Source organism: Porphyromonas sp. CAG:1061, from assembly GCF_000435035.1.
GTDB lineage: Bacteria > Bacteroidota > Bacteroidia > Bacteroidales > Porphyromonadaceae > Porphyromonas_A > Porphyromonas_A somerae.
The window spans coordinates 2,134-25,027 of record NZ_HF988911.1; the positions used below are offsets into that span (position 1 = coordinate 2,134).

The 22,894-nt window shown below is 44.8% G+C and carries 18 protein-coding genes and 1 pseudogene; 4 read left to right on the forward strand and 15 right to left on the reverse strand.

What is annotated here, in order from left to right; genetic code table 11:
• From QVO39_RS04455 to QVO39_RS04520, 15 genes and pseudogenes are all read right to left on the reverse strand, one after another.
• The coding region (locus QVO39_RS04455) for a saccharopine dehydrogenase family protein (protein WP_288171754.1) at positions 1-1,104 on the reverse strand (1,104 nt) is incomplete at its 3' end.
• Between the two features lie 72 nt (positions 1,105-1,176).
• The gene (locus QVO39_RS04460; protein ID WP_288171755.1) at positions 1,177-2,076 is read right to left on the reverse strand and encodes an endonuclease/exonuclease/phosphatase family protein; all 900 of its coding nucleotides are present in this window, start codon (positions 2,074-2,076) and stop codon (positions 1,177-1,179) included.
• Positions 2,077-2,532: 456 nt separating this feature from the next.
• Complete coding sequence (locus QVO39_RS04465) at positions 2,533-3,681, reverse strand: DegT/DnrJ/EryC1/StrS family aminotransferase (protein ID WP_021903182.1); 1,149 nt, start codon at positions 3,679-3,681, stop codon at positions 2,533-2,535.
• A gap of 9 nt (positions 3,682-3,690) precedes the next feature.
• Entirely contained in the window at positions 3,691-3,873 is a 183-nt protein-coding gene (locus QVO39_RS09145; protein ID WP_018027541.1) for a Fic family protein, read from the reverse strand.
• Between the two features lie 124 nt (positions 3,874-3,997).
• Positions 3,998-4,579: a sugar transferase gene (locus QVO39_RS04470; RefSeq protein ID WP_021903183.1), complete on the reverse strand. Its 582-nt coding sequence runs from the start codon at positions 4,577-4,579 to the stop codon at positions 3,998-4,000.
• A 4-nt stretch (positions 4,580-4,583) separates the two neighbouring features.
• Entirely contained in the window at positions 4,584-5,378 is a 795-nt protein-coding gene (locus QVO39_RS04475) for a glycosyltransferase (protein ID WP_288171756.1), read from the reverse strand.
• Positions 5,379-5,400: 22 nt separating this feature from the next.
• A complete protein-coding gene (locus tag QVO39_RS04480; RefSeq protein ID WP_021903185.1) occupies positions 5,401-6,645 on the reverse strand; it encodes a Coenzyme F420 hydrogenase/dehydrogenase, beta subunit C-terminal domain in 1,245 nt (414 codons plus the stop codon).
• On the reverse strand, positions 6,635-7,744 hold the full coding sequence (locus tag QVO39_RS04485; protein ID WP_021903186.1) for a polysaccharide pyruvyl transferase family protein: 1,110 nt from the start codon (positions 7,742-7,744) through the stop codon (positions 6,635-6,637). Before QVO39_RS04485 ends, QVO39_RS04480 begins: the two co-directional genes overlap by 11 nt.
• Positions 7,741-8,703 carry a glycosyltransferase family 2 protein gene (locus QVO39_RS04490; protein WP_021903187.1) on the reverse strand — a complete coding sequence of 321 codons (963 nt, stop codon included), beginning with the start codon at positions 8,701-8,703 and terminating at the stop codon, positions 7,741-7,743. Before QVO39_RS04490 ends, QVO39_RS04485 begins: the two co-directional genes overlap by 4 nt.
• Before the next feature lie 14 nt (positions 8,704-8,717).
• Positions 8,718-9,755: an EpsG family protein gene (locus QVO39_RS04495; RefSeq protein ID WP_021903188.1), complete on the reverse strand. Its 1,038-nt coding sequence runs from the start codon at positions 9,753-9,755 to the stop codon at positions 8,718-8,720.
• A 137-nt stretch (positions 9,756-9,892) separates the two neighbouring features.
• Entirely contained in the window at positions 9,893-11,029 is a 1,137-nt protein-coding gene (locus tag QVO39_RS04500) for a polysaccharide pyruvyl transferase family protein (RefSeq protein ID WP_021903189.1), read from the reverse strand.
• 9 nt (positions 11,030-11,038) lie between these two features.
• A complete protein-coding gene (locus tag QVO39_RS04505) occupies positions 11,039-12,052 on the reverse strand; it encodes a nitroreductase family protein (RefSeq protein ID WP_021903190.1) in 1,014 nt (337 codons plus the stop codon).
• Positions 12,049-13,515, reverse strand: a complete 1,467-nt coding sequence (locus QVO39_RS04510) for a lipopolysaccharide biosynthesis protein (protein ID WP_288171757.1) — start codon at positions 13,513-13,515, stop codon at positions 12,049-12,051. Before QVO39_RS04510 ends, QVO39_RS04505 begins: the two co-directional genes overlap by 4 nt.
• Positions 13,516-13,636: 121 nt before the next feature.
• A pseudogene (locus QVO39_RS04515) lies at positions 13,637-13,771 on the reverse strand (NAD-dependent epimerase/dehydratase family protein); the annotation flags it as partial.
• A gap of 38 nt (positions 13,772-13,809) precedes the next feature.
• A complete protein-coding gene (locus QVO39_RS04520; RefSeq protein ID WP_021903193.1) occupies positions 13,810-15,762 on the reverse strand; it encodes a polysaccharide biosynthesis protein in 1,953 nt (650 codons plus the stop codon).
• Between the two features lie 689 nt (positions 15,763-16,451).
• On the opposite strand from QVO39_RS04520, the gene QVO39_RS04525 reads away from it, so the two are divergent.
• The 4 genes from QVO39_RS04525 to QVO39_RS04540 all read left to right on the forward strand — a co-directional run.
• Entirely contained in the window at positions 16,452-17,756 is a 1,305-nt protein-coding gene (locus tag QVO39_RS04525; protein ID WP_502685062.1) for a hypothetical protein, read from the forward strand.
• A 50-nt stretch (positions 17,757-17,806) separates the two neighbouring features.
• Positions 17,807-18,982, forward strand: a complete 1,176-nt coding sequence (locus QVO39_RS04530) for an imelysin family protein (RefSeq protein WP_021903195.1) — start codon at positions 17,807-17,809, stop codon at positions 18,980-18,982.
• 317 nt (positions 18,983-19,299) lie between these two features.
• Positions 19,300-20,889 (forward strand): di-heme oxidoredictase family protein, encoded by a 1,590-nt coding sequence (locus tag QVO39_RS04535; RefSeq protein WP_021903196.1) that lies wholly within the window; start codon positions 19,300-19,302, stop codon positions 20,887-20,889.
• Positions 20,890-20,929: 40 nt separating this feature from the next.
• Positions 20,930-22,894 (forward strand): cytochrome c biogenesis ResB family protein (locus tag QVO39_RS04540; protein WP_288171758.1); only part of this gene is annotated, 1,965 nt, incomplete at its 3' end.

Here is a 22,894-nt window from a genome sequence, read left to right on the forward strand (position 1 = left end):
GTTGAAGACACCATGCCCACTCCAGAGGCCTTTGAAAAACATCATCGCCCCAGTAGTAGCTGGCACGCCAGTGGTATAGCTAACGCCCTGCGCACCGGTCTCCTTGTAAGCCGCCTCGTGGCTACAATTATTATAGATGTAGTAGGTACGCTCCTTGCCATCCTTGATACCATGGATACGGCAGCCGATAGAGGTCTGACCGGTATAATTCTCGCCTAGCTCCTTAGGATCGGGGAGTACCGCCTTGAGGAATTGGATCGGTACGATCTCCTTCCCCTCATAATTGATTGGCTCAATACTTGCCATACCGATATTTTGGATCACCCTGAGGTGGGTGAGGTACTCCTGCCCAAAGGTCATCCAGAAGCGTGCCCTCTTGAGGCTTGGGAAGTTCTTCACCAAGCTCTCCAGCTCCTCGTGGTAAAGGAGATAGCTCTCACGTGGCCCTACCTCGGGGTAGGTGAGTGGCTTGTGGATAGATAGCGGTTCGGTCTCAATCCATTGGCCATTTTTCCAATACTTACCCCTTTGGGTCACCTCACGGATATTGATTTCCGGGTTGAAGTTGGTGGCAAAAGCCTTGTGGTGGTCACCAGCGTTGCAATCCACGATATCGAGATAGTGGATCTCATCGAAATGATGCTTAGCTGCGTAAGCGGTGAAGACACTAGTTACCCCAGGGTCGAAGCCACAACCTAGGATAGCAGTCAGCCCAGCCTCCTTGAAGCGGTCCTGGTAAGCCCACTGCCAGCTATATTGATATTTCGCCTCGTCCTTTGGCTCGTAATTGGCAGTATCGAGGTAGTTGACCCCGCACTCCAAGCAAGCATCCATAATGGTGAGGTCTTGGTAAGGAAGGGCTACATTGATCACCAACTCAGGCTTAAACTCATTAAATAGAGCTACTAGCTCCTCCACGTTGTCGGCATCCACCTGTGCGGTCTTGATCTTCGCCTCCTTGATATTATTGGCTATTGCGTCGCACTTCGCTTTATTGCGGCTAGCGAGCATAATGTCGGTAAAGACATCGCTATTCATCGCCACCTTCTTAGCTACTACAGTGCCTACACCTCCGGCACCTATGATCAGTACACGTCCTTTCATATTACTTTTATTCGTCTTAAGGGTGTTACTTACTAAATACTCATTCACTCAAAGATACCACTTTTTTAGCTATTATAAGGTGGAGCAAGTTGGCGCCATCATTTTTCTTTCCCTATTATATCCAAAGGTGACAACTACAGGGGTGTGGTCGGAAAGAAAGCATACCCCCTCTTCATTATTGGGGTGGATGCTCTGATAATTGATGGGTGCGAGTAGGGGTGAGTAAAAGATGTAGTCGATCCGCTGACGCTCAGGCAGAGGGATTCGCCCAAAGTTGTGAAAACTCCAGCTGGGACCCTCCTTCACAGGGCTCTCTAGGTAACTATCAAGCAAGGGTAGAGGGTGCTGCATCAGCTCTTCACTCGGTGCCGCATTGAAGTCGCCCATCACTATCACAGCTATTTGCGCTTGGATAAAGGGCGCAATATGCTTAGTGAGGAGCGCTAGACTCTCTCTGCGAGCCACCTTTCCCACATGGTCCAGGTGGAGGTTGAAGCAGACCAATTCCTGCTGAGCCTCACGGTCATAGAAGTAGCCCCAAGTGACGATGCGAGCACAAGCTGCGTCCCAACCAATACTCGCCACCTCTGGCGTCTCCGACAGCCAAAAGTAACCGCCCTCTTTCAGCTGAAAGCGGCGTGTGTCGTAGAAGAGTGGGGCATACTCCCCTGCCTCCTTCCCATCGTCCCTTCCCACACCGATGAAGTTGTGGTGGGGAAGCATTGCGACAAGGTCCTCCAGCTGATTTTTCAGCACCTCCTGAGCGCCCAGTAGGTCCATGGTTTGGCTGTTGAGTAACTGTGCCACACCAGCTTTCCTGAGGCTCCACTGCTGTGCCGAATCCCCTTTATTGTCATAACGTATATTGAAGGTCATCACCCGTAGCTGCTCCCCCTCCGCCAAAAGTTGTGGCGATACGAAAAGCAGCAAGAGTGCCGCTACCATGATCGATCTTAATCTTAGCTTCCTCATATCTTCCTTTTTTGTAGCAAATATAACCAAATTAGAGGTGGTATGGCTAGTGGCTTCTACATTGTATTCATCGGAGTGCCTATAGATAGAGAATGTTGCATGAAGTGCCATTCTCACACACTTGATTCAAATGTGCTGAGACTTTGCACGAAGGATGAGATGCTAGGCAACCGATAGGGTGCCAAGGTCCCTAAATAGGCACTGAGGGTGAGGGCGCTGGGAGCGTACTCACGTACGTAACCGAGCCCGAATTCCGAAAGCAACGCCGCAGATCGCCTTCGTGCAACAGCCTTAGATAAGGACCTCCGCGAGGAGGTCCGATTTGTCGTAGCCCTCATTCGAGGCTCTCAGAGCCGAAGAATGGGGGTAAATAAGGCGACCAAAACCCACGACCCCTTGTGGGTCGGACAAAGCCATACCATGATCAATAGGCAGATCGCCTTCGTGCAACAGTCTCTATTTTCCAACAATCGTTGCGATCACCCTATCCAGGTCGGCGGAGGTGAGGGCAGAGCCCGATGGAAGGCAGAGCCCCACATCAAAGAGTTGCTCCGAGATCGCCTTGCCCTCCACCATGCTGTAGAAGGGGCAGTCGGCAAAGACCGGTTGTAGGTGCATCGGTTTCCAAAGAGGGCGGCTCTCAATATTCTCCGCCTCCAACCGCTGACGAAGCTCCTCACGGTCATAGCCAGTCACCTTGCTATCTATTGTGATACAGGTGAGCCAGTAATTGCTATTGAAATCGCTAGATGGGGCACTCATCACCTCAATCCCCTTCACCTTAGAGAGCGCCTCACGATAGTAGGCGTGGTGGCTCCTACGGGCATCAACATGCTCCTGTAGCACCTCCATCTGACCGCGACCGATACCGGCCGAGATGTTCGAGAGACGGTAGTTGTAACCGATATGCTCGTGCTGATAGTGGGGAGCCGGTTCGCGTGCTTGTGTGGCAAAAAACATCACCCGCTTTGCCTCCGCTTCGCTGTGCGTCACTAGTGCCCCTCCACCCGAGGTGGTGATGATCTTATTGCCATTGAATGAGAGCGCCCCATACTTACCCAGCGTACCGCACTTACGCCCTTTGTAGGTAGAGCCAAGTGCCTCCGCAGCATCCTCCACTACAGGGATATCATACTCACGGGCGATCGCTAGGATCTCATCCATCTTCGCCGGCGTACCATAGAGGTGCACAGGGATGATCGCAACCGGCTTCTTACCCGTCACCTTGATCCGATCCTCAATCGCCTTTCGGAGCGCTTTCGGACACATATTCCACGTCTCCGGTTCGCTATCCACAAATACAGGACTCGCCCCTTGGTACTTGATCGGATTGGCACTTGCCGAGAAGGTAAAGCTTTGGCAAAGCACTTCATCACCCGGCTTCACATCAAGCATCACCAATGCCAGGTGAAGTGCCGCCGTGCCGGCACTCAGTGCCACCACATGCACATCTTCATCCAGGTAATTGCGTAAGTCCTGCTCAAAAGCATTCACATTCGGACCAAGCGGTACCACCCAATTGGTATCAAACGCCTCCTTAATATACTTCTGCTCCTCGCCCCCCATCTGGGCCAGCGATAGCCATATCCTCTTCTTCTCTTCCATATCACTATCTCACACTTTAGTCCTATACTTCTGTTTTGGGTGCCTCGGCATATCAGGGTAGGTATACTCTAGTTCCCCAGCCTCCAACAACTCCTTCAGGTATTGACTTTGTAAATATTTACTATCCCTTAGTAGCAGTCTGCTAAGATTTTCAGCAGAAGTAGGTCTAGCCCTACATATATCCAAAATCATCTCCCAAACTGTTGAGCAAAATTACCAATAACTTCCAAGCAACCCCAATCATTCTGGTCGCTAGAAGAGACATCATCGCCTTTCAAGTCCTTCAAAGCCCATTCCTCGTTCTCCCGCCACCTCCTTATCCCAGCACCGTCTTGAATATGATCCGGATATCGCCCCAAAACGACCACTCCTCCATATACTCCCTATTGATCCTCACCTTATCTGGGAAAATCACCTCATCATTGTAGCGGATCGGATCTTCCACAGAGGCGAGTATCTCCTCCTCATTGCGGTATTTCAGAGAAGCCGGTCCCGTGATGCCAGGCTTTAGTTGGAGTATCTCGCGATCCTCTCCCACCAGTTTGTCGGCATAGCCCGGCACATCGGGGCGTGGTCCCACAAAACTCATATCTCCGATCAGTACATTCCAAAGCTCAGGAAGCTCATCGAGCTTGTACTTTCGGAGCTTAGCCCCTAGAGGCGTGATCCGCGCCTCCCCCGCTACCGAGATAGAGCTGCCGCCGTGTGCTACCGTCATAGAGCGAAACTTCACCATCGTGAATAGTTCGCCATATTGTCCCACACGCTTCTGCCTAAAGAGTACTGGCCCACCAGACATCTTAATCGCAATCAATAGTGCCACCACCGCCAGCAAAGGCGAGAGCACCACTAGCCCCACCAGCGCCATCACCCTATCAAATATCCACTTCACCCACATGCAATTATCTTAGTTTATATGCTAATTCAAGTATGAACGAAGGACTGAAACGAAATAATAAATACCGGGTATACGCATATAGATAATTAATCTTAGGGAGATCAAGAGCTTTTATTATACGTACACGGTTCAGGTAATCTTGCTTGGTTTTCTCATTTGAGTTTCTACGATTATAAAAGTCGGAAGAAACCCTTACCCGCACTAATACTTCTGGCAGATTGGCAAATATACAACCATTCAAAAAACCATTTAGCCATAGGGAGCCATCTTCATCTCGCAGTGTGTCGGTTGGGTATAGTCCTGCTCTTTCAAAATATGACTTTCTAAACATCACTGTTACATGTGCTAGTGGATGCCTTTTCCCAAATATGTTCTTGCAACCTAGGTGATCAGTAGGGTATTTTACTAGGTTCCCTTTTGGGTCTAATGGGTCATTTGATTCGGTAATGTATGATCCAAGAATATCCACATCTGTGTGTTGCTTGAGATACTTTACTTGTTTTTCAAAGCGTACAGGTAGTGAATAATCATCGGCATCCATTCTAGCGATAAACTCACAGTCGTCCAGTAAGAGCACTTCATCAAGTAACTCGTTAAGAGAGATGGCTAGCCCCATATTGCTTTCCCTTTTGCGAATAGTTACCCTCTGATCACTAATGCTATCGAGGTAGTTATCTAGCTCATCAGGTACTTGCCCATCTCGCTTTATGTAAAGCTTGAAATCCTTATAGGTTTGTGCTAAAATGCTATCAATAGCAATCTTCAGATCCTCCACCGTGTCATTTTTATAGACACTCATTATCACGTACAGCATGCTTGTTTTATCTTATTAGGTAATAAAAGTATTTTATGATTTGGGTAAATCTATAGGGAAACAGACTAAGTACGCTCTTAAGCCTGTATTTGAGTCTACCTGAAGCTCCATTATGTTGGTAGTAGTAGTCCACTATTTCTGGAAGACTTTTTTTGCCATTGGTAAGCATTTCAAGCAGATTGTTTCGTAGTGTTTCATCGGGTCGGTAAATGTTGAATAACGACTGATAAGGAGCGAATTCCCCTGCATCGCATTTGGAGAATAATATCTTTCCTTTCAAGGAGTTGATGATTTCCAAACCCATATTGCTATTGGCTGAAACAATAGAATATCCATCTCTATTGAGAATATACTTAGGACCCCAAAAGTCTCCTACTCTTATATCACAGTAGCTTAGGTTGCCCCTAAGGTGACAGTTACTGCAAGAGTCGTTAAGTAGTTGGTTCGAAAAGAACAATTCAAAAAATGGGTCGTTGTTTTTACTAAGATATGTGGTCTGTTCGCTACTATCTTGAAACTCAATTCTATATTCTCCCCATATAGTATGTGATTTCGACCTGAAGTTTATATAGGAGTACTCTATAGGTTGAGCTTCGTTCTTCTTTAACCCATCTATATACTTACCCCAAATTAGGTAGGAAGGTACTCCGTGACAGTACAAATCAATTAAAATAAATTGTTCACGTATGTTATTTGCTCTAGAAAATTGATCAATAGCATAGACTTCACAAGGAAGTCCAAAGAAAGCATATTTCTCTCCATTTGCTTTGGCTTTCTTTAGGATCTCTTTTAGAACTTTCTCGTTATTTGCATGTATATATTTAGAACCTCTAAATAGTGGAAGGTCGCTTTTATGTCGTGCTATATAATGCTCTGGGCAGTCTGTTTGAACATTGTAGAATACGCCTACTACATTATAGCCGATATCATAAAGATAAGATGCTATTTCACTTGCAATACCACCAGAAGATGTTTTACGGAGTAGCTCCTTATCGTTTGTTACAGCAGCATAATGGTTGATTTTACTTAGCTCATTAATATCAGAACCGATGACCTCTTCATCAAACTTATAGCAATACTTCGTGCATTTTTGGCATCCGATACAAATGTTTTCATCAACTACCGGCCGAAAAAAACCTTCACCGTTTAGCTCAATAGATATTGCTTCTACTGGACATACAGCAGAGCAAATTTGGCAACTAGTGCAGGCATGAAGTTCCGCAAGGCTATTAATGTGCTTTTTATTGTTCATTCTTGCTTAATTGCTCCTTGAGGTAGTGCATAGAGGTGCTACGCTTCTCTTTTATAATATCATTGGTGGTGGCATAATCAATTACATTATCATAATGCACTAATAAATCACTCTTGAGCACTCCTACAACTCTACTTTCAAGGTTGTATTCACGCAGAAGATTAATCACTTTATTGCTATTGTCGCGGACAATAACAGAAAAAGGTCTATTAGTAATTAGTGACATTACAGAGCCGTGAAATGTGTCTGTAATTACATACTCTGCATGTTTGAACCATCCCAGCAACTCAATAGGGTCGACGTTAATGTTCTTGTCAACCCACTTATGGTAGAATCCAGGAGAGACGATTGTTAAGCCTTTTTGATGTGCAAATTCTTTTATGGCTTCCACTTCCTTTGCATCGTTCATCCTTCTGTCATAAGCGTATACAATGAGATATTTATCGCTGATATGACGGCTTTGACCACTGATTTCATCACAATATCCATAGAGCAAAACGGGATCTACCACCACAGGTACTTCCATCCCTGTTATTGACCTGACAATATCTTTTGAATTCTGATCTCGCACAGAAATTCCAGACATTCTCTGAAAGCCAGACTTTACCAAGGAGTCGCAGTTTAGGTTATATACATCTTCTAAGTTGGTAGGGCCAAAAGAACCAGCATACGAAAATACTTTTTTGGTTGGTAGTGCATGTCCATAAAAGACAGGAGTTGGGCCAGTGTGCAATGCAAATACCTCATCACTACCAATGATGACATGTTGCAGAGCCTTATAGCTACGATAGTGTTGGCCGATTATATTTTCTTTGCTCCTAAAGTGCTCCAGTGTCTGTCTTTTTCTAATGTTATAGACCATCGCACCAATCCCTCTTTCCTTAAGATACTTCAAATAAATTGGAATTGACTTAAGGGAAAGTTCATATTTACTCTTGAGTTCTTGGTCAATGAAGTCATAGTTTTTCTCAAAAGTTAGTGCTTTCGCCTCTATATTGAAGTCTTTTCTAAGTACTTTAATCAGAGCAAATAACTGGAGTACAGCTCCATGATTATGCACATCGTAATGAGTAATGATACCACAATTTATATTATTCATCTTGTCAATTTGTTTATGATCATTAAAGTCTTGTAGAATAACTGTTTTCCAGTTAGAATATAGTATGTGGATGCAAGTCGAATAACTGGAACCTTGGATTGCTTAGCTAACTTTTTTAAATAGGAATGTACATCATATTTGGCATAAAGGGCTTCATATAAATCTTTACTATTAGTTTTTGAAGCAATAAATATAAGCTTTAAAATCGTTTCTGCTTTTATGATTGCATTTTCTGGTTTAAGAAGACCAGATGAAATCATAATATCCTCAGCTTCTTGAGAAGCATCAACAGCACTCAAAGCTTTATAGACCACTACGGTGTTCATTGCTGAGGAGTCATTGTGTCTATAGTAGTACAATGCTTTAAAGGATAGTGCAATATTACCATTGATATTCGCTACATACGTAAAGTAAAATAAGGTGTCTTCTCCCCAATACAGTTCTGGTTTGAATAAAATATTATTGTCTATAATTATGGAACGTTTAAAGAGCATACAACATATAGTTGAGAACTGTATCTTTTTTTTGAGCAAACTATCTAAATATGTTTGAGGGTTGAAGATAGTAGCATCTCTATTTCCATTTATTGTTCCCAATGAAGTTAGTGATCTACAGTAATAACCAATGCACAAGTCAATGCTTTGGTTGGAAAGTTCAATTAAAGTCATTAAATAGTTTTTGTCAATGACATCATCGCTGTCGATAAAAACAATAAACTCACCCTTTGAATATTTAATTCCATTGTTCCTAGCTGTTGAAACACCTTTGTTTTCTTGTGTGTAGACCTTAAAGCGACTATCTAGCTTTGTAAAATCCTCGCAAATTATAAGGCTGGCATCTCTCGAGCCATCATTGATGCAAATGACTTCAAAATCCTTGAACGTCTGATCTTTTATTGATTGCAGGCATTCTTTTAGATATGATTGAGCATTGTATATGGGGACTATAATTGAAACCATAGGAATTAGTATTGTTAAAACGGTTCAAAATTCAGTACATAAGGAAGCAGGGAACCGTCAGCACCAGGGACTTCTTGCAGAATAAACCTTAAGAAAAAAGCAGTCGCTAACAAGTAACAAGCCAAAGAGACTAATTTGCGCTTTTTTGAATGATAAACTATCAATGGAAATAATATTAATGATGAGATAGAATAAAAATAAACTATTCTTTGTCCATATGTCAATTGAAACAAAAGGCTTTGAATTATCATGCTAACGAAGTAAAGCTTGAACCATAAGTTGTTGTGTAAAAATTTAGGCGTATTCACAAAAATAAAAATAAAGAATAGGTTGCTTAAAAGTACCATTGTGCAGAAGTAAAGTATAGGATTTTGATTAAAGCTCCCTTCCTTTAGTACATCGTACGAATAGGATCCAGCAATAAAGGCGAAAAAATCTTCACTTGCGATTAACCCTATCGTCATAGCAATTATTAATGAGTGTACTACAAAGGATAGTTCAAGATCACGCATGCGTTTTACGAATAAAGCTGCTAATGTAACTACACAACTTGAATGGATTGTGCAAGCTAGAATAATAATTAGTACCGGAACAATTTTTTTGCCTTTATCTATAAGGGAAAAGGCATAGAAGCAGATTGCGATACCCAATGTCTGTCTCATCCCATTAAACATGATTAGATAGAACCCCATAGATACTAGGAAGAATAAGCCTAAATACCTATAATTTCCTTTAGCGTAATGATTTATTGTAATGGCAATAAGAAGGATCGTGATCAAAGCAACTAAGAAATTGAATCCATAAGAAGATAAGCCTATCAGCTTTGATAGATAAATAAAAGTATTCCAGCCTGGCTCCATGTGTCCTACATTGTATGAAGCATATCCATAATATGTGTTATATGCTCTTGTGTCGACACCGACATGGATAGCTCTAAATCCTAATATGAATGCCAAGCATATACTTATAAAATAATAGGCAAAGTTGCTTTTGGGGCTTTTGATGTAACCGAAAAATGCTAATACTAGGTATAAAAGTATATATATATACATTCTCTATTTGATGGATGTTTTATTACTTAGACATTGTTTTGGAAGGGCTATATATTGTAATATTAGTGATCTGTTCCAATATCTTTCATTTGTTATTGAATTGAATCATAGTAATTAATACGATCTCATTCATTGTGTTATTCAACATTGTTCATTATAAAGCTAAATGACTTTTGGAGATCAATACTTAATCGTTCATTGATGGTTGACCAATCAAAACCAGAAGAGAAATACTTCTGAAAGGTAGAGGAGTCCAAGTCAATTAAATGATCTAATAGACCAAATTCCTCTAGTAGAGAGGTAAAACGAGTCGCCCCCCTTTTTAGATTGGGAATTACGATAAAAGGTTTATTGAAGATGATTGAGAATACTGTGCCGTGGAACGAGTCTGTGACAACAAACTTGGCCTCTAAAAAGCTCCGTAGCCATTGTTCAACGGGAGGTAATATACAATCATCTAATTCTTTAGCTGATTTGATTTCGGAGTATTTTTTCTTCGGAAGTAATTCGAAAGGGGTCAAAGATGTGTCGTCAGCTACTTTTCTCACTAAAGCCATCTTTTCAGGGGTGCGGTCCAAGACGTAACAAAATAGATTGCCCTTGCTGGGTTCTGTAGTGAGGGACTTTGCCAAACCCTCATACACCGACCTATCTACAAGCATGGTAGGGTCTAATACAAGGGTGGCATCTATATCAAGGTGTTTCTTGCAAAGCTCTACAGCAGAGTCTTCTCGGACGCTGATCGCATCAAATTCCTGTGCAAGAGCTTTGAAGTATTTTGTCGCATTTTTGCCATATTCCCAATAGTCAATTCCAAATGATGCCGCATAAGCTACTTTCCTAATCTCGTTGTTTCCAGATATGAAGTCTAAAAAGTAATTGGAGATACATGGGGAGAATGACTTACGCCAAACTTGGTCGCTACCTACGATAACCGCATCAATATTTTCATGATTAAAGGTGCCCTTCAATTGATTGGTGCTCTGAATCCTATCGGTTATGGAAATATGCTCATCAATAAACTTCGTAGTGTATTGAGTGATTGTTCCCAACTCTTTATGATTTGGTGAAATTCTAAGCTTAGGTCTCTTCCCAAGTAGAAAATTGAGAGCATTCCATCCTAAAGATGCAATTCTAACATACGGTGAACGTACTCTATTTAAAATGATGGGGGAATGCCCTTCCTGTCGCAAAACGTGTTGTAGTGCAAAGGCTTGTAGAATACCACCATAATTTAGCCCCAATGGCTGTGTAAGAATTCCTATTTTAGCCATATCAAAGCATCAAATAAATGTTAGGTTTTCATTAGCCTTTCTTCTCAGGGACAATGTACTCCTGACTGTTTCTTTTGGATATCCAAAGGAGACAATACAAATCACTTGTTCTGCTGGAGATAGTCCTAGCAGATCCTCCATTTTACTATCGGCGTCATTTAATAGTCCCCAATGGGCAGTACAAGCAGCAATCCCATAATAATGAAATGCGTAAAGTAAGTTCATCAAGTATATGCCACCATCAATATACAGTTGATTTCTTTCTCCTGTAGAATAGAAGTAGCTTCTATTTGATTTTATGACGGCTAATTGACTTATTGAGGTGTAGCCTGCAAGTCCTTTTTGGATATCTAGGATCTGTTGGATCTTGTCTTTATCCTCAACAATGACAACGGAGACACCTTGCCTATTGCAAACGCTAGGTGCTGTATTAGCTAAGTTAATAACATCCTCCAACACATCGTGTGGTACTAGAGCCTCAGAAAACTCTCGAACACTACTCCTGGATTTAGCAAAATCAAAGAAAGAAGACTTCGTTCTAGTAAAATACTCTTCTCTACTCCTCTCTTTTATACTAGAAAGTGGGGTGATCAAATGTGCTTTTAGCTGATCGTATTGCTCTTGAGAAAAGTAGTCTAGCACGTAGCCATTAGCCTTGTGCCAATCAAAATAGTTGCACATATTGGCAACGGCAGCTTGGAAGTGACATCTTTGCCAGTGATGTTCATCAAATTTCGTGTCATTAAGTATCTTCAATAGTGATATTACTCTATCCTTGGCAAAGTATGGGCGTATATTTGCGTGTAAAAAGCCCTTTTCAATCCCATGGTAGTGAAGTGTTAGCTCACACTCTATCTTTTCAAAATTATTATGATTAAAGACAGTGGAATACTTCTGATATTTAATCCTATCCTTGCGGTATACTCTTTGTAAGATTATATAGTTGTATGCCCTCTTTAAGGCATTTACTCCCCTTAACCCTATCACGCTTTTTATCAGTTGTTTTATGTTTGACCAGTTCATCGCTTCATCAATGTGTGTGTAATGTAGTTCCTAAAAAAAATTTTCTCCTCTGTGGTGAAGCCAATTGTATACATCAAGCATGTGGTAATAACAAACGATGAGACTACTGTAACAATAACGCTAGTCCACTTTGAAAAACCAATGCTATATATGAGGCTCAATGCTGTGTAGACAATTGCTCCTATAATGCTCATTTTGATAAATAACTCAACTATCAATTTGGTTTTGCTCATATTTATTTTTGGTGAGACAATTAAAACTCGAAGCAAAAATGCAACAATGCTAATAATAATTGAAACTAGTACTGTTACTTCTGGTTCCGCGCCTAGTCTTAATGCCAGATAAGAGATTGGCAAATTCAAAATTAAAAGTCCACCAATGACTGATTGATACAGTCCTATTTTGCCAGTAGCTTGTATTGAGATCATCATAGTTCCAGACAAACTTTCTAAAACTACAAATATCATTACTAATTGGGTGAAAAGAACGGTGTGTTCAGGTACCTCTTTTAGCCATAGGCCTAATAAGGTTTCTGTCTCAATAATTACTGGCATTGCAAATATAGCTATCAAATAAAATGATAGCTTGGAGCCTCTGATGATGAGGTTATGCATATACTCTAGGTCTCCTGCTGCATAGGACTTTACGATTTGGGGGTTCATGGCTAGTTGAAAGTTGCCCACCAATTGATTGACCGCCCCTTGGACTTGGTATGCAATGGCACGAGCAGCGTTGACTGCAGGGCCAAAGAATAGATTGATCAGAATGTTGACCCCTTGATTCATAATCACCGCTGCGGCATTGCCCCAAAGGTTCCACCCCATATAGCCTATGAGAGTTTTGAATAAGGCTTTGTTTTTCTCCTTGATGTACTTTACATACTTGAACCTCGTGCGAGTGTAGATAATATACGCCGCCAAGGTGAGGAGCGCCACAAAAAATAGTAGCCCAGCATAGATAATTAGTTTGTCGTAGGGTGCCCATGGGAGTGCAATGACTATTAGGAGCTTTAGCAAGACTTCAGAAATGCTAATGTAGGCATAGGCGTCCATACGCTCATGCGTTATTATCATTGCGCCAAAGGGTACTTGCAGCATTGAGACAATGAATGTGCAGATGGCAAACTGATATACCCATATGGCAGCTGTGAGCCTCTCCTGAGGAATAACTAAGTAGTTCTTGACAAACCACAGCCCTACTGTCTCAGCGAGTAAAAAGATGAGCAGTGCCAATCCCCCTTGAATAACGAGAATGGTAGAGTAGTTGAGGCAGAGCTGTTGGGTATCATTTTGCCCAATGGCGTATGAGAAAAAGCGTTGGGTAGAGGAAACCATCGCCCCATTGAAAAACCCCAGCATCGTGACGATACCTCCTACTACATTATATACACCATAGTCCTCAACTCCTAAGACCTCCAGTAATACGCGTGAAGTATATAGTGCTACACCTAGAACAAATATCATCCTAATGTATAGGACAATAGTGTTCTTTGCAATGGTTTTGGATCTATTTGTAGTGTCGGCTGCCATTTGAATGTGTTGGGTGCTCTATTGTAAGTTGCTCATTAATCATGGGGTACTAATCAATGAGTGGGAGGATATTCTCGGGTTTGCCGGTTGCGAAGTTATCTAGGACACGGACTTGGTGGTCTTTGCTTAGGAAATGTTGGGCGAGGTTGGAGCCTATAAATCCGGCACCTCCTGTGATTAGTATCTTCATATCTTTTGTTGGTCTATGAGGAATGAACCTCTTATATCTCAGTGTTTATTGAGGGGAGCGTAGGGGGAGTTGGGGGCGGGGGTGTACTCTGGGATGAGGGAGAGGAGCTGTCGGATACAGGCGTCGATCTCAATTTTGCGAGCGTGGTTGCGTAGCGCCTCGTAGGTATCGTAGAGGTCGGCATAGTTGTGCTCCCGCACCTTTGCTATGTGGATCTTGGGGATATCGGTAGGGATGGTATTCTCGCCATCGGCTAGCTTCTCCTCGTAGAGCTTTTCGCCTGGTCGTAGGCCTGTGAACTTGATATCAATGTCTCTGTAGGGCTCCATACCGGCTAGGCGAATCATATTCTCGGCGAGGTCTACAATCTTATGGGGTTCGCCCATATCAAAGACAAAGATGGTGGTCCCCTTAGCCACTGATGATGCCTCCAGTATCAGCGAACAGGCCTCGTGGATACTCATAAAGAAGCGGTTGATATTGGGGTCGGTGACGGTTATCGGTCCGCCCTTAGCTATTTGGTCGCGGAATAGAGGTATCACCGAGCCTTGCGACCCGAGTACGTTGCCAAATCGGGTAGTGATAAAGGTGGTCTTTCCAGCCACCTTGCCCTCTTCTACCGCTTTTCCGAGGGCTTGGACGTAGATCTCTGCTGCGCGCTTGGTGGCTCCTAGCACGTTGGTGGGGTTAACCGCCTTATCGGTAGAGACCATCACCATTCGCTCCACCTCGTACTTGAGGCAGAAGTCGGCAATATTCTTAGAGCCTTGTACATTGACTAGCACCCCCTCGCATGGGTTCTCCTCTAGGAGGGGTACATGCTTGTAGGCGGCGGCGTGGAGCACAATATTGGGTCGGTACTTTGCAAATAGGGCGTCTAGTCTATTCTGGCTACGGATGTCCCCGAGGATTGGTACAAAGTTGAGGTTGGGGTACCGCTCCTTGAGCTTTAGTCGCACATTGTGGAGTGGGGTTTCGGCTATATCGAGTAGTAGGAGCTGCTTGATAGGTAGCTGAGCTATCTGCATCACCAGCTCCGACCCGATACTTCCGGCGGCACCGGTGACCATCACCACCTTGTCGCGGTACATCTCCTTTACCTTTTCGGGTTCGTGGTGGATCACCTCTCGCTTGAGGAGGTCCTCCATCTCTATCTTCTGTACGCTATCACGAGCGATGTCGGTAGGCGAGGTTTCGCTGATCTCGGGGGCTAATAAGCTCTTCACGCCGAGAGAGGCGAGTTGGTAAATAAGGGTCTCTCGCTCTTTGAGGAGATCGCTACGGTCTGTGAAGATAACCGCATCGAGATTGAGCCCCTGTGCCAATTGCTTGAGTTGCTCCTCATCCTTGAGATGGTAGATATTATAATTGGAGACGGTTGCACCGCCCTTGACACTCCCCCTATTACAAAAACCTACCACCTTGTACTTGGGGCTCTCCTCCAGCTGCAAAGCTAGATCGCTACTGGCGTTGCTCACACCATAGATGAGTATCCGCTCGCGTTGGTGCTTGGTTGTAGAGACGCCCCAGAAAGCACGTGCTGCCAATACTGCTACCGATCGGTAGAGCACGAATAGCACGAAGAAGGTACCAAAGTAGGTGATGGCGATCATCAGGAGCATCTTACCACCGTAGCCCAATGGAATCCAGTAGTTGCCGGCAAGGAGTATCCCATAGAATAGCAGAGTATTCAGGAAAAACATCACCAGCAGTCGGCGCCCAATGGAGAAGTATTGGTACCTGAGAAGGGGTCGGTAGGTACCTAGTAGGTAGGAAGAGAGAAAGGTGGCGACGAGACCAGCTATTGCTATCGTAGCCAACATCTGTGGCGTCAAAGTCACTAGCCCTGTGACGATGTAAAAAGCACGTAGCGACGCTACTGCCGCTACAACGCCCACCGCCATATCTACCAAAAGAATCAGATACCGACTGAGGGTTGGAGCCTTACGCTCCTTGTGTGGTGTGGGGGCTTCTATGTTGTTTTTAGTCATGATTACTGCCTAATTCTTTTATCCTTTTAGTAATATGAAATACTACTATTTCACGCTGTGAGCACTTGCAAATGTACCCTAAATATTTGATATTTGCTATGATTTGCATTAAGCTTTATTTGGACAGCTGTAGGCAGGTCTGGAATGTGAAAAACACTGTTTTTTGGGGGTGGTTTATCGGACAAGTCGGACAGGTCAGACGGGTCGGACGGGTCGGAAAAACCGCTTTTATATCTTGCTATAAATCAGATGGTTAGAAAGGCGAAAACTGAGATGCAACTAAGCAATTGCTTTGTTGCATCTCGGCATTTGCTTAGTTGCAACTCGCCGATCGCTTTGTTGCAACTCCACTTTTGCTCTGCTAAGGGGGGGCTTATCGGACGGGTAGGACGCCTCTGCCAGGTGGAGCAAGATGCCTTATCGGATAGGTCGGGCTTGCTCCTTTGTATCACAAGATGTAGGTATATTATTTTTGATATTATTTCCTTAATAATACAAAAGTGCTTGTTGTTCAGCTTGGAGTTGAGGGCGAAACTAATAGGGAAGTAGTGAGGTGGTAAGCGTCATGTTTGCCTTTATGGAGAGTTGGGAAAAGATTTTAAAAAGGCCTAAAAAAATCATATCAATTAGGTATTGACAATGGGTACCCATCTCCATAACTTTGCATCAAAAATAACAATATAGATATGATGATAAGAAAGGTTTTATTCAAGACATCGTTACTCTTCGTGCTTTCTGTGAGTTCGCTAAGCTTTGCCAATGCACAATGTTGCAAGACGGATAGTGTAAAGCCAGCCCGAAATCGTCTAACGCTAGGAGGTTATGGAGAGGCCGTAGCAAGTCGCTACTTTTACTCTGACAATGTGAATCGGTACAGCAAGGCGGATCGCTACAAAGATGTGCCTAGTCGAGGTGCTGTAGATTTGCCTCATGTGGTACTGATGCTAGGCTATGACTTTGGCCACGGCTGGTCGCTCAATACCGAGCTGGAGATAGAGCATGGCGGGGTAGAGAGTGCCATGGAGATCGAGGATGAGGAGTTTGGTGAGTGGGAGAAGGAGATAGAGCGTGGAGGTGAGGTAGCTTTGGAGCAATTCTGGCTACAGAAGTCCTTCAACCCCCACTTTAATATCCGATTGGGTCACGACATTGTACCTGTGGGTTATACCAATGCACACCACCTACCCAATGAGTTTTTCACGGTGTACCGACCAGAGGGTGAAAACCAGATACTGCCTTGTACGTGGCACCAAACCGGTATTTCGCTTTGGGGCAAGTGGCGTTTTATGCGCTATCAAGCAATGCTGCTCCCAGGGCTCAATTCGCTACTCTTTAGTAAGGACCAATGGATTAAGAATGGCTCTGCAAGTGCCTTTGAATTCACTCCCTCCAATAAATACGCTGTAGCTCTACGCCTCGATTTTTATCCCATTAAAGGACTACGTATCGGTCTGAGCGGGTATTATGGAGAGTCGTTTAATAACACACTTCAGAGCGATGAGCGAGGCAAATATCAGGGCGTGCGTGGTACCGTAACCATCGGCTCTGCCGACTTTAGCTACAATGGCTATGGATTCCGTGCCATGGGTAGCTTTGATTATGGTCACCTAGGCGATGCTGGTATCATTTCGCAGCACAATCGCGCGCAGAGTGCATCATCGCCCTACAAGCGTACACTCGTGGGGGATCGGGCACATGCAGCCTCGATACAGGCCGGTTATGACCTCTTGTATCTATTCCCCTCTAAGCGAGATGGGCGTCAAAAGCTTTATCTCTTTGGTGCCTACGAAAATTATGATGCCTACCATCCAGTTAAGGGCAATAGCGATTACACTTGGACTGATCGACAGCGAATTGCGGCAGGATTCAATTACTACCCAATGAAGGAGCTGATGATCAAGGGCGAGTACAGCATTAGACTCTTGAAGAAGGAGTTTAATAATGAACCTAGCATATCACTTGGCGTGGCTTACTCGGGATTTTTCTTGAAGTAGCATAACCTCTTTATTCAGAAAACAAAATAATAAAATAAAAATATACAGCGATGAACAAGTTATTTTCTTATGCCTTAGTGGCATCAATCGGATTGCTCTTTATTGCACCCCTATCATCTTGTAATCATAGTGAGGTAACCATATCCGATGATGAGCAACGCGACAAAGCCTATCAAGAGATTGCTGAGACTTTCGTCAATAAGACGGTAGTCCCTACCTATACTAAGATGGCTCAAAAAACTGTTGACTTGGTGGAGGACTTACGGGCTTATCGAAAGGCCCCTACTCAGGAGAATCTCATTAAGGCGTGTGAAGACTTTATAGAGTCTCGTGGCTGGTGGGAGCGTAGCGAGGCATTTCTCTTTGGTGCAGCAAATGATTTTGGTATCGATCCACACATTGACTCTTGGCCTCTTGACCTGCCAGCTCTGCAAAAATATCTGGAGGAAGCTACAAATATCAAGGAGCTAGATGGAGAGGACTCCGATATTGTAGCAAGGACCAAGCTCGGCCAGGAGCTACTCGGTTTTCACGGGGTAGAGTATATCCTCTTTGAGAATGGTAAGCCACGCACTGCTGGTACCATATCTGAGGAGCACCTGATATACGCCATTGCCGTTGCTGGTGACTTGCGTAATAGCTGCTGGCAATTGCTAACCGCGTGGGCTGGTGAGGAGTATGCCTCTAAGCTCAATAAAGAGCTAGTGAAGCATATCTTGGAAGATGTGGAGCTGCCTGTACTGGTAGGTGGACGGTTCTCCTATGGTGAGAATATGGTAAAGGCTGGGCAACCAGGGTCACTATACCGCTCTTGGATCAATGCCATGGAGGATATTGTCTCAGGGTGCAATGGCATCTGCGATGAAGTGGGTACCTCTAAGATTGGCAAGGCTCATACGGGTGAGGATGCATCGTATATTGAGTCTCCATATAGCCAAAGGTCTATCCTCGACTTTCATGACAATATCATCTCCGTAGAGAATGTGTACCTTGGTGGTATCGAGGGAAATCGTGGAGCATCACTTCACCAGTATATGCAAAAGCATAATAAGGAAATGGATGCCAAGGTACTTAAGGCCATAGACAATGCCAAAAATGCCATTAAAAGCATGAAGGCACCTTTCGTCCTCAACTATACGGATGCAGGATGTAAGACCGCTATGGATGCCTGCAAGGCACTCGATGAAACACTTAGCGAACTCAAGCAAGAGCTGGCTAAGAAGTAGTATTGCTCTCTATGTGGTACCTCTTTTGAGACTGTTGCACGAAGGCGATCTGCTTCGTTGCTTTCGGAATTCGGCCTAGGTCACGTACGTGAGTACGCTCCCTTCGGCCTCACCCTCAGCGCCTTGCATATCATCCTTCGTGCAAAGTCTCGGCACATTTGGAACAAATGTGCGAGAATGGCACTTCGTGCAACATTCTCTTTTTATACCAGTGAGGTGCCAGCAGAATCTCATTGAGTGCCCTGGGAGAATAAGCAATTGTTCCCTGGGCACTCAATGAGCACTATTAAAATGAAACAACAAACCTACATATATCAATGAATCAAATGAGGTACAACACAAAAGCCCTATTCCTGTCTGCAGCAGGGATACTATTGGGATTACTCTCCACATCATGCCAGAAGGACCCTGGCTGTGACCCGAAAGGAGAGGAAGAACTAGCCGATGAGTGGTATGCTGGCGGACGATTGGGCACCACCTTTAATTCCACTGCCAGTGCATACGAAGACCCTACACCAGCCATCGAGGAAGCTGGGCTTGAGTTTCAATTCAAAATGGGCGAATTCTTTTTTGAGCGCCCCTTTAATTCAAGTCAACGGCCTTTCAATGGTCGAGGGCCACTCTACTCACGCCCTTCTTGCGAAACCTGCCATATTGGCTATGGTCACGGATGGCGTATCACCAAGTTCGACCCTAAGGAGTGGGGTAATTCTACGGAGCTGGAGATCTGTAATGCCGATGGCGACTTGCTCTCCTTCTTCAGCCCAAAATTCCAAGGTATGCCCCCATTCAAGTCTTATCTAGACCCCTCTAAGGTGGAAATTAATTGGCTGGAGTATACTGACGACTGGGGCAATACCTTCCCCGATGGTGAGAAGTATAGCCTCATTTATCCTGAAGTGAAAATACCTGAGGATGCTTACTATGTCAAGCCTTCTCACCATGGGAAGCCTGTCGCTGTAGAGGATATTATGATTCGGCTCAAGAATGCGATTCCTTTCTTTGGCAACGGCCTGATAGAGGCTATTTCGGACGAAGACCTCCTCGCCCAGTGGCAGCATGAGGCACAGTTTACGGAGCTAGACCCAAGTAGATTTGCCAATGGCCAATGGACTGCTATTGACTCAATCACCATGCGTCCATTTAGGTTCGGACACTTTTTGGAGCTGAGCACCTTTACCTTTGACACCCAGCACTGGGCCAACTTCAATGTTACTCGCCCCGGCCTTACTTCGGTCAACGTGACGAAGGAATACGCCCTCACTGCGAGCAAAGACCCTGAGGTGCAGGCAGAGTTTTACCGCTATTACCCTGAATGGAATAAGACGGGTGACCCTGAAAAAGATATCTACAATTACTTTATGAGCAATGATCACCCCGAAGAGATGCAGCTAGAGGACTACGTCAATTACATGACGTGGCTGCGAGGCCTCGCTGTACCGGCTGCCCGACATATGGATGATCCAGTGGTACAAAGAGGGAAAAAGCTCTTCACGGAGATTGGGTGTGCCACTTGCCATAGACCTTCGTGGACAACGGGTGAGGACCTACTTACCTATCCAGGTGAGCCACAATACACCCCCAACGACCCACGAATGCCACACTATCCACACCAGACCATCTGGCCATATACCGACTTGGTATCGCACCGTCTCTACATGAAAAACGATGTACGTAAAGGCTGGATCCGCACCCCTCCGCTTTGGGGTAAAGGGCTAATGAGGATATGTACTGGCCATGATGATCGGCTCTACGATGCTCGTGCCCGCAATGTGATTGAGGCCATTATGTGGCATGGATGCTCACGCGAGGGAGGTGTCTCTCAGGCTCGTTGGACCACTGAGAAGTTTAGGGAGCTGAAGCGAGAAGACCGTGAGGCAATTGTGAAGTTTATTGAGGCGATTTAACCCTCCCTAATTTATTACTTTTATTACTTCATCGGATCTAATGAAGAGACGATTGACTATTATTTCTTTTGGGCTATTGATCTTGACCATAATGGTCTTGATCATAGCCACTTTTATTGAAAAGGTAGAGGGAGCAGCCTTTGCCCATCAGTACATTTATGGGTCGTGGTATTTTGTTGGCCTCTGGTTGCTACTTGCCATCTCAGCATTGGCGCTACTACTGAGATACCATCGAATGGGTCGCCACATGGGAGCTCTGCTCCTTCACATCGCTTTTGGGGTAATCCTACTGGGCTCCGGGCTCACCTATTTCTTTTCCCAAAGGGGCGACCTTTACCTCTATAAGGGAGAAGCGACTAACTCCTTTACCACTAAGGAGGGGAAGAGTGTGGAGCTCCCCTTTACCGTAAATTTGGAATCGTTTGAAATACTCTATTATACCGGTACACAGTCGCCTATGGACTTTGTGAGCTTGCTCCGCTTTGATGATGGTCAGTCGGAGCGGGTCTCAATGAATCACATTGGACATCATCAGCAGTACCGTTTTTACCAAAGTGGCTATGATGATGACCAAAAAGGGGTGCGGCTCAGCGTTGCCTATGACCCCTGGGGCATTGCTTTTACCTACTGTGGCTATGGGCTGCTCTTAGTGGCCATGATCCTAGTCTTGGTAGATCCGAAGGGCGAATTCCGTCGGACGCTAAGGCAACTATCTCAAGCACGAAAGGTGGTGTCGATGCTGCTCCTTCCCCTCCTATTGCTCTGTACTTCGCAGAGTGCTTATGCATCTAGTGACCGTGCCCTTCCAGGCGTGATGCCACCAACACAAGCGGAGCAGTTCGGTCAATTATATGTTTACCACAATGGGCGTATCTGCCCCATGCAGTCGTTCGCTCGTGATCTTGTGACCAAGCTGTATGGCAAACCCTCTTACAAAGGCCTCACTGCCGAGCAGGTACTCACTGGGTGGCTACTCTATCCTTCCGATTGGATTGAGGTGCCTATGATCCGAGTGAAGGGTGCTCCGATGCGAGCACTATTGGGTACGCAGAAGCGGTATGTCAGCTGGCAAGATTTCTTTGACGAATCAGGGGAAATGAAGCTAACTAAAGCGCTCGAAGCACTCAATACAGGTCATCTACCCGAGGCAGAGGCAAGAGACGTGCTGGCACTCTACGAAAAGTACAATATTGTCGGCTCTCTACTCTCAGGGCAAGCGATAAAGATGTTTCCCATTCCAGAGGGCGAAAGCATCCAGTGGATGGCGCAAGCCGACCGATTGCCGACCGAGCTACCTGAGGATGAGTGGCTCTTTATCCGTCGCTCCACAGATTATCTCACCGAGCTTGCCCGCACCCACAATTATGATGGACTCACTAAGACCTTAGAGAAGATACGTCTTTACCAGCAAAAGAAAGCGGGAGAGCTATTACCCCCTGAGGGTCGCTTCCAGAGCGAAAGGCTCTACAACAAACTATCCCACACGCTACCACTGGCGATTACCTTGATATTGCTGGGGGTGCTCTATTACATCCTTATATTGAGCAACCGACTAAGGGAGCAAAATGCATTTCGGTTGCTGAAAAGGATAGGTCAGTCACTTATCGGCTTAGCAGCTCTATACTTGATAGTTTGCAGTACACTGAGAGGGGTATCAGCCGGACATATCCCTCTAAGTAATGGATTTGAGACGATGCAGTTCTTGGCACTCACTATCCTGCTTATAGCCTTTTTCCTCAGTTGGCACTCCGACCTCTTTCTCTCTTTTGGAATGCTATCTAGTGGCCTGGCACTTATGGTCTCTGTGATGGGGGAGAGCAATCCGCAGATGACCCCACTGATGCCAGTGCTCAGCTCTCCGCTCCTGAGTATCCATGTGATCGTGATGATGCTCTCCTACACCCTCTTCTGCTTCCTTTTCTTTAATGGGATTACAGGACTGGTGCTACTGAGGAAGGGGAAGCCCACCGAGCAACTGACCCGGCTCAGTCGCTGCCTACTCTAT

Coding starts and splice junctions, on each gene's coding strand:
- QVO39_RS04480 (WP_021903185.1), bottom strand. CDS start 6,645: ATGAACAATAAAAAGCACATTAATAGCCTTGCGGAACTTCATGCCTGC.
- QVO39_RS04500 (WP_021903189.1), bottom strand. CDS start 11,029: ATGGCTAAAATAGGAATTCTTACACAGCCATTGGGGCTAAATTATGGT.
- QVO39_RS04460 (WP_288171755.1), bottom strand. CDS start 2,076: ATGAGGAAGCTAAGATTAAGATCGATCATGGTAGCGGCACTCTTGCTG.
- QVO39_RS04525 (WP_502685062.1), top strand. CDS start 16,452: ATGATAAGAAAGGTTTTATTCAAGACATCGTTACTCTTCGTGCTTTCT.
- QVO39_RS04465 (WP_021903182.1), bottom strand. CDS start 3,681: ATGGAAGAGAAGAAGAGGATATGGCTATCGCTGGCCCAGATGGGGGGC.
- QVO39_RS04505 (WP_021903190.1), bottom strand. CDS start 12,052: ATGAACTGGTCAAACATAAAACAACTGATAAAAAGCGTGATAGGGTTA.
- QVO39_RS04470 (WP_021903183.1), bottom strand. CDS start 4,579: ATGTGGGTGAAGTGGATATTTGATAGGGTGATGGCGCTGGTGGGGCTA.
- QVO39_RS04510 (WP_288171757.1), bottom strand. CDS start 13,515: ATGATATTTGTTCTAGGTGTAGCACTATATACTTCACGCGTATTACTG.
- QVO39_RS04475 (WP_288171756.1), bottom strand. CDS start 5,378: ATGAGTGTCTATAAAAATGACACGGTGGAGGATCTGAAGATTGCTATT.
- QVO39_RS04535 (WP_021903196.1), top strand. CDS start 19,300: ATGAATCAAATGAGGTACAACACAAAAGCCCTATTCCTGTCTGCAGCA.
- QVO39_RS04490 (WP_021903187.1), bottom strand. CDS start 8,703: ATGGTTTCAATTATAGTCCCCATATACAATGCTCAATCATATCTAAAA.
- QVO39_RS04520 (WP_021903193.1), bottom strand. CDS start 15,762: ATGACTAAAAACAACATAGAAGCCCCCACACCACACAAGGAGCGTAAG.
- QVO39_RS09145 (WP_018027541.1), bottom strand. CDS start 3,873: ATGATTTTGGATATATGTAGGGCTAGACCTACTTCTGCTGAAAATCTT.
- QVO39_RS04485 (WP_021903186.1), bottom strand. CDS start 7,744: ATGAATAATATAAATTGTGGTATCATTACTCATTACGATGTGCATAAT.
- QVO39_RS04495 (WP_021903188.1), bottom strand. CDS start 9,755: ATGTATATATATATACTTTTATACCTAGTATTAGCATTTTTCGGTTAC.
- QVO39_RS04530 (WP_021903195.1), top strand. CDS start 17,807: ATGAACAAGTTATTTTCTTATGCCTTAGTGGCATCAATCGGATTGCTC.